Below are 7,419 nucleotides of genomic sequence, written 5' to 3' on the forward strand. Positions count from 1 at the left end.
AAATAAGTTAGTTTTAAGTATTAAGTTTAGTATAGTTCTAAAAAGTCCTCATCCGATCGTCGGGTGGGGGCTTTTTTTATATAAAGCGTTAGAAATGAATAATTAACAACAAATACTCGAAATCATATACATATGTTAAACAAAAAGGTGCTCTAAAACCTATTGTTTTTAGAATTATCTATCTTTTTTGTCTTTTTTATTATTTATATAGCAATAAAATAACCTTATCTTTAATTGTTGTTGTTTGTTAATATTTTGTGTTTGTTAATATTATGATAAAAAAATTATATATTTGAAAATAACTAACTTAAAACGAATACGTATGAAGAAAATTACTATGCTCTTCTTGTTACTATTCGGTGCTTGGCTCTCTTATGGACAAGAAGTCACGATTGGCACCGGTACAGAGACGGAGAGACGCCCTTTGAGTAGTCATTACGGCTACTCGAGATCAGCTGCTTTGTACACAGCTACAGAAATTGGTGAAACAGGATTCATTAATAAGCTAGCTTGGGATATCGGTGCGATTAAGGGACAGAGACCAGTGAAAATTTACTTAAAGGAGGTCCAGTCAACGGCTATTACTATTGACGTATGGGAGACTTTTACTGAGGGAGCTACTTTAGTTTTTGATGGAGCGTTTACGCCTAGTGTTATTGGTTTTAATACAATAAATTTTGATGCGTCGTTCAATTATACTGGAGGAACAAATAATTTATTGGTATTAGTAGAAACCAATTTCGGCGGTGGCGGTAATAGCGATGGTTATGATGGATTAATGATTAAAGCATCCACAGAGACCAATATGCATTTTGGTGTAGAAAGAGATAATAGTCTACCAGAGGCGAATTTAACGGCTATATCAACTAGACCTAATTTAAAAATTACCTTTGGTACAGAAATAACATGTCCTTCTGTTACTCCAACTATTCTTAGAGTTACATCAACGAGTTTAACGTTTAATGTAACAGAACGAGAGACAACGCAATCGATTTACTATGAGGTTCGAACTGCCGGAGCAGCAGGTTCTGGAGCGACAGGCTTAGTAACTTCTGATACTGTGACTGACTTAACTACTTTCCCAGTAGAGGTAACTGATTTAGCTGCCAATACAAATTATACATTATATGTTCGTGCAAGTTGTGGGGTGGACAATGAATCTATATTTTCAGATGCATTTGAATTTACTACAGCTGAAGCGGGTGTTATTGGTGGAGGAAGTAGACAAGATAGCTATTTACCTATTTATTCTACAAACGCATTTAACCTGTCTCAAATGATTTACACAGCAGAAGAGATTGGTGGTGTTTTAGAGGATAAACGCCTTGTTGAACGCATAAAATTTTATTATACAGGTACAGGAACTGTTGCAAATTTCAATACATGGAAGGTATATTTAACGAATACAGCCAAAGAGGCGTTTACAGGGACATCTGCTTCGGATTGGATAGCCCATGATGAATTTACACAAGTTTTTGAAGGTACTGTGACTTTGGCGGCGAATAGCTGGACAGAAATTATTTTTGATAGTGCGTTTGTCTGGGATGGAGAAAGCAATTTGGCAATTGCTGTATATGAAGATGCACCTGGTTGGTCAAGTGGAGCTAGGTTTGCAACCTTTCCAACGGATACATACAGAGGAATATTGCGTTCCTCAGATACATTCTATACCCCGGATGGAGGACACGCATCCGCTTATGGAAGATATCAATATCTTCCCAAATTGTTTATCGATGGAGTTGTTCCCCCTAGCTGTTATATGCCAGTTAATGGACGTGTTGGTACCGTAGCGGCAAACAATGCTCAAATACAATGGAGTATTTTGGAGAATACGGAATCAATAGGGATTGATTACTATCTATCAACAAGCGATACTGCTCCTACTGCTACAACAGGTGCTACAGGAACAATTGAAAGTGAGGATCAAAGATCCTTGACCATAGAGGGCTTAGAAGAAAATACTACCTACTACGTGTGGTTGAGAAATATATGTGAAGACAATACGAAGACGGATTGGATTGCTCGTCCTATTGTTGTAAAAACACCTTTAGTCCCTGCGAGTTTACCTTATTCAGAAGATTTTGAAGATGAGGTAAATATGGTCTTTGTTCAAGATTTAATAAACAAATGGTTTATAGGTGAAGCAGTGAGTAATGGAGGAGATCGATCGCTGTATATCAGTAATGATAACGGTGTTTCTAATGCTTATACCTTTAGTGGAGGACAAGTATCTCATGCCTATAAAGATTTCGAAATACCAGCGAATACCAACGAAATTTCGATCGCTTTTGATTGGCGTTGTGTTGGAGAGCTGTCAAATTATGATAGATTTAGAGTTTGGTTAGTGCCAACTACCTACATTCCAACGGCTAGAACCCAAATTACTTCGGGAACTAACCGCACACAAGTAGGAAGGGAGAACTATAATGGTAATAATGAATTTTTAAGTGAATATATCATTGCAGATGCTTCTGCCTTTGCTGGTCAAACAATGCGTTTGGTATTTGAATGGCGTCAAGATTCAGGTACGGGAAATAATCCACCTGCGGCGATTGACAATTTGAATATCGAGGTGATCACTTGTAGTCAACCTAGAAACCTTGAGACAGAGGATATAACAGAAAATAGTATTGATGTTAGTTGGGGTGAAGTTGGAAATGCATCAAGTTATGAGCTTTATATTAGTACTTCTAATACTGCTCCTACAGATACAGCCACTGTTGTTAATACGCAAGAAACAACACATACTTTTGAAGACTTAGAGGCTAATACATACTACTATATTTGGGTGCGTTCTAAATGTACGGATACTGATTTCAGTTTGTGGACAGGTCCATTGGCTGTATCAACGGCCCTAGTACCAGTTGATTTACCTTATTCAGATACATTCGAAACTGCTCAAGAGTATGCGTTTAGAAACCACGGAGTGAATAAATGGCATATTGGTACAGCTGTAAATAACGGAGGTACTTCTGCGTTGTATATCAGTAATAACGATGGAGTAGCGAATACGTATACGAATTCAGTGACGCAAGTCTCTCATGTATATAAAGATTTTACGATACCTGCAGATGCAGAAGAACTAGAGATACAATTTGATTGGCGTTCTTTAGGAGATAGCTATAGTGGAGATGGATTTACTGTATGGGCAGTCCCTGTTACTTTTGAACCTACGGAGGGTGTAGGAATTACTACCGCTGCAACTCGAGTTCGATTAGGTCGATCACTATATGAGCAGAATCGCAACTTTGTAACAGAACGCCTTGTTATGAATGAGACGGCGTTTGCTGGTCAAACGATGCGTTTAGTGTTCCAATGGAAAAATGATAGTTGGGGTGGAGAGAATCCACCAGCAGCTATTGACAACTTAAAATTGAATTACTCAACGTGTATACAGCCAACCAATTTAGTTTCAGATACCGTTACAGCAACGAGTATTAAAGCAAATTGGACTGGCGTAACAGGGGTAACAAATTACGAAGTGAAAATTACTACTACGCCAGCTGTTCCAGCTGAAACTGTAGCAGGAACCACAGTGAGTACAACTACACATACTTTCTCAGGTTTAACGAGTAATACAACGTATTACATTTGGGTTCGTTCTTTATGTTCAACGACAAATAAGAGTTTATGGACAGGACCGCTTCGAGCTACAACAAATTTAATACCTGTAGATTTACCATTTAGAGATGATTTTGAAACGACGCAACCTTATGCTACAGTTAATGATATTTTGAATAAATGGCATATAGGAAATGCAACTAATTACGGAGGTCAAAGGGCTCTTTACATCAGTGGAGATGAAGGAGTGAGTAATGTGTACTTAAATAATAACAAAAATCAAGTTTCACATGTGTACAAAGACTTTGTTATTCCTGCGGATGCTGCAGAATTAGCGGTTAATTTTGATTGGCGTTGTTTAGGAGATGGATCAGGTAGTTATCCATATGATTATTTTAGAGTGTGGTTAGTACCTCTAACATATGTACCTAGTGAAGGAGTACAAACTACTACTACAAATAGTGGAGGAGTACAAATTGGGCGTCCGTTCTACAACCGAAGTTCTTCTTTCTTAAATGAACGTCTGGTTTTGAACGGTACTACTTATCAAGGGCAAACCATGCGTTTACTTTTTGAATGGAAAAACAATACCTATGGTGAATATCAACCGCCAGCGGCGATTGATAATTTAGAGGTACACGTTATCACATGTCCAGAACCAACGGATGTACAAATTGATGAGCTTAGCGAATCGACTATAACTGTTTCTTGGACTCCTGTAGAGGGACAAGATACCTATGAAGTGTATTATTCAACTGCCAATGGATTGCCAGGGCAAACGGTAACAGGCTCAGTAACAACAACTGAAACTTCGTATACAATCGAGGAACTAACAGATAATACAGAATATTACATTTGGGTTAGAACCATTTGTAGCGCGACGAATAAGAGTTCTTGGGTTCGTGTTGTAGCGATTACCTCACAAATTCCAGCTGAAATGCCATTCGATGAGAATTTTGAAGGAGAGAATAACTGGACAATAGGTTTTAGTCCAATTAACAAATGGTTTATCGGTGCTGCCGCAAATAATGGAGGTAGAAATGGACTATATATAACAAATGACGAGGGATTGACCAATGCTTATGATATTAACGTAGAAACAATAACACACGCTTATCGCGATATCGCGGTACCAGAAGGAACGACGGATTGCTTACTTACTTTTGATTGGCGTTGTTTTGGGGATGGTTTTGTATCTACTAAATATGATTTCTTTAAAGTGTGGTTAGTGCCTGTTACTTATACCCCAACAACAGGTCAGCTTATTACATCAGAAGTTAATCGCACACTCGTAGGTGCATACAACAACGAAGAGGAGTTCGTAACCGATTTAGAAGAGGTGATTAATTTAGCAGCTTATGCTGACGGAACGGTGCGCCTAGTCTTTGAGTGGGTACAAAATGCATACTCTGGTAATCAACCACCGGCGGCGATCGATAATATTAAGATCACACCAATTACATGTCCTGCTGTACTTAACTTAGGGTCAGAAGTAATGGAAGGCGCTCCTTCTAGAGTTTTATTAACTTGGGAAGCACAAGGTGATGAAACACAATGGGAAGTGTATATAGTTCCATTAGATGATGTGACGCCACCTGTAGATAATACAACAGGTATTGTTGTAGATACAAATTCATATGTATATGTTAATCCGAATCCTGCGGCAGAGGATCAATTCTACCGCTTCTATGTGCGTCCGCTTTGTTCAGATACGGATACAGGGCGTTGGTCAGAGGCTGGAATTATTTCATTTATTCCTCCTCCAGGATGTGCTAATGTAGATGCAGATATTGAATTTTCTGAACTGGAAGGCTTAGAGAAAAATGCGAAAGGAGAGTATATTATTTGTGAGAAGGGAACATTTAACTTTGAGTTAGGTGCTTCGTATTACGATATCTTGAAAACGGATTCATATCGCGTAGATCCAATTGACTACAATCCACCATTCCCATTCAAAGGAGGGGGAGCAATTGAACTTACAGCGGATGATATTTGGTCAGATGTGATTGAATTAGGTTTTGATTTCTGTTTCTATGGCAATAAGTACGATAAAATTTTAATCAACACTAATGGAACAATTACATTCGATATTCAAGGAATTACGCCTAATGGACGTTATCGCCCAGGATCTGGCGGAGCTCCTTATAATCCTGTTTCGCAAATTCCAAGTGATCCTGGAGCTAATAACCCAACAACATCATCAGGACCTACAATCAATTCGATTATGGGGGTATTCCAAGATACGCATCCAGGGATAGGGGATAGGTCGCCAGCAGATCGTTCAATCAATTATCAGATTATCGGTAAGGCACCGTGTCGAACGTTGGTATTTAATGTATACCACTTAGGAATGTATGGATCTAGATGTACGTTTGATCCAGATGATGTTGAAAATACAACACAGACTTCTCAAATCGTGATGTACGAAGGGACGAATATTATTGAGGTGTATGTAAGAAATAGACACGCAGATTGTAACGAATGGGGCAGAAATGCTATTATCGGTATTCAAAATGCAGATGGTTCGGATGGAATTGCGCCTCCAGGACGTAATACAGGACCATGGGAAGCACAAAACGAAGCATGGCGTTTTACTCCAGATGGAGATTCTACGGCAGAATTCTTCTGGGAGAAAAACGGAGAGTTCTACTCTACGGATGCGAAAATTGATGTGGAAGTATCTGAAACAGTAACTTATACAGCCAAAGCAAAATATGAGATTTGTGGCGATGAAACAGTGTTATATAAAGAGTTTAAATTTGTAAAAGAAGACTTTACTATTGGAACACCAACTGAATTGTTTGACTGTTCTCGTCCTATTGGAGAGAAGAACTTTGTTGACTTGAGCGAGAATGATAGTTTGGTCCTAAATGGTGTAGATCCTGAAAAATACATTATCGAGTATTTTGAAAGTGAAGAAGATATGAACACAAGTGTTGGAGCGCTTGATTCGATTTATGAGTTTAACAGCAGCAGATTACTTTATGTAAGGTTGACCAATAAGCGCACAGGATGTAGTGAGTTTAAAACCTTCAAAGTGACTATTCAACCACCATTAGAAGTTGCAATTATTGAAAATCAAAGTGTATGTGGGGCTTATACTTTCCCAGAGACTAAAAATGGAGAGTCTTACTATACTCAAGAATTGGGTCAAGGAGACCGATATGAAGGAGGGGATAGTTTTGATACGTTGGGTATTCACACAATTTATGTCTTCCGTTCAGACGAAAGAGGCTGTATGGGTCAATCGAGCTTTACATTGGAAGTTGTAGAACAACCTGTAGCAGATGATATTGCTGATCAAGTGATGTTCTGTGATATTTACTTTTTACCAGAGCCATCGAAGTACAATAAATATTTCACACAACCGGGTGGAAAAGGTGAAGAGTTAACAGCAGGTATTCCAATTATTAAACCGCAAACCATCTATGTTTACGCCTATAATAAAGGATTACGCGGCGCAGAGTGTATGGATGAGAAAAGCTTTACTGTAACCTATGAAGAGTGTCCAATTCCGAGGGGAATTTCACCAAATGGCGATGGAATCAATGAATCCTTTGACTTGAGTAAACATGGAATTTCTAAGATTCAAATCTTCAACCGTAATGGGGTAGAAGTTTACTCACACGGAATGGGGTATAAAAACGAATGGTTTGGACAGAACAATTCTAATAAACTACTTCCAGTAGGTACATACTACTATGTGGTTGTTTCAAACGGAAAAGTTAGAACAGGTTGGGTACAACTTAATTATTAAAACAAGCAATCAACGGTGTGTTGCCACACCGTTGATTCTCTATAAAAAAGTAAAACGTATATGAGAAAAATATATTTAACTTTAGGACTACTGAGCGTGCT

At 38.4% G+C, this 7,419-nt stretch carries 1 protein-coding gene; it reads left to right on the plus strand.

What is annotated here, in order from left to right:
* Positions 1-322: 322 nt before the first annotated feature.
* Entirely contained in the window at positions 323-7,318 is a 6,996-nt protein-coding gene (locus tag ACPDG9_RS15565; RefSeq protein ID WP_430528624.1) for a fibronectin type III domain-containing protein, read from the plus strand.
* Positions 7,319-7,419 lie beyond the last annotated feature (101 nt).

The sequence above is a fragment of the Myroides sp. C6-3 genome, from assembly GCF_050522425.1.
In the GTDB taxonomy this organism is placed as follows: Bacteria; Bacteroidota; Bacteroidia; order Flavobacteriales; family Flavobacteriaceae; genus Flavobacterium.

Coding starts and splice junctions, on each gene's coding strand:
- ACPDG9_RS15565 (WP_430528624.1), top strand. CDS start 323: ATGAAGAAAATTACTATGCTCTTCTTGTTACTATTCGGTGCTTGGCTC.